Here is an 825-nt window from a genome sequence, read left to right as displayed (position 1 = left end):
ACCACAGCATGCGCGACCTGGGAGCCAACTCCATCGACCGCATGGACGTCGTCATCGCCGCCCAGGAGGAACTCGGCGTCAAGGTGCCCAACAGCGAACTGACCGGCGCGGGCGACCTGCGGTCTCTCGTCGGCGTGTTCCGCCGGTCCCTCAGCGCCCGCGCATGACCCCGCCGGTTCCCGGCGCCGTGGCCGTGACCGCCGCCGCCGTCCTCAGCCCGCTCGCCGACGACCTGGACGGTTTCACCGCCGCCCTGCTCGACGGCCGCAGCGCGGTGACGCTCCCGGACGGCGCACCGGACACCCTGCCCGTCGCCGCGCTCGACGGGTTCACCCTCGGCGGCTGGGCCGGCCGGCATCTCGCCGACGCCCCGGACACCGCGGCGCGCCTGCGCAGGACCGCAGGCCGGGCCGCGCTGCCCGCACGCAGCGCCGCCTGCGTGGCCCTCCGTGCCGTCAGGGACGCCGGCCTGACGGACGACCAGCTCGCCGAGGGCACCGCCCTGCTCGTCGCCGGCGGCAACCTCGCCCTCGCGCACCAGGCCGAGACCGTGCTGGGCCACCACCGTGCGCCGGGCCGGCTGCGCGCCTCCTACGCGCTCACCCACCTCGACGCCGACGTCATCGGCACCGTGAGCGAGCTGACCGGCATCCGCGGGGAGGGCTGGCTCGTCGGCGGGGCGTCGGCGGCAGGCGCCCTCGCTCTGATCCAGGCGGCCCGCACCGTCGCGGCCGGCTGGGCCGACCGGGTCCTCGTCGTCGCCCCGGCGGCCGAGCTGTCCCCGGTGGAGGCCGAGGCGTTCCGCCGTGCCGGGGCGCTGGCCCA

At 77.6% G+C, this 825-nt stretch carries 2 protein-coding genes; both read left to right on the top strand.

What is annotated here, in order from left to right; genetic code table 11:
• Nucleotides 1-8 precede the first annotated feature (8 nt).
• Complete coding sequence (locus tag LPA54_RS43075; protein WP_368857878.1) at nucleotides 9-167, top strand: phosphopantetheine-binding protein; 159 nt, start codon at nucleotides 9-11, stop codon at nucleotides 165-167.
• A partial coding sequence (locus tag LPA54_RS33435; RefSeq protein WP_267487930.1) for a beta-ketoacyl synthase N-terminal-like domain-containing protein occupies nucleotides 164-825 on the top strand: 662 nt, incomplete at its 3' end. The genes LPA54_RS43075 and LPA54_RS33435, both read left to right, overlap by 4 nt.

Source organism: Streptomyces sp. DH12 (assembly GCF_020873895.1).
Taxonomy (GTDB): Bacteria; Actinomycetota; Actinomycetes; order Streptomycetales; family Streptomycetaceae; genus Streptomyces.
Note: the sequence above shows the minus strand (reverse complement) of the source record. Positions and strands in the feature narration are given on the sequence as shown.

Excerpts from the sequence above, each read along its gene's own strand:
- LPA54_RS43075 (WP_368857878.1), top strand. The coding sequence starts at position 9 with ATGCGCGACCTGGGAGCCAACTCCATCGACCGCATGGACGTCGTCATC.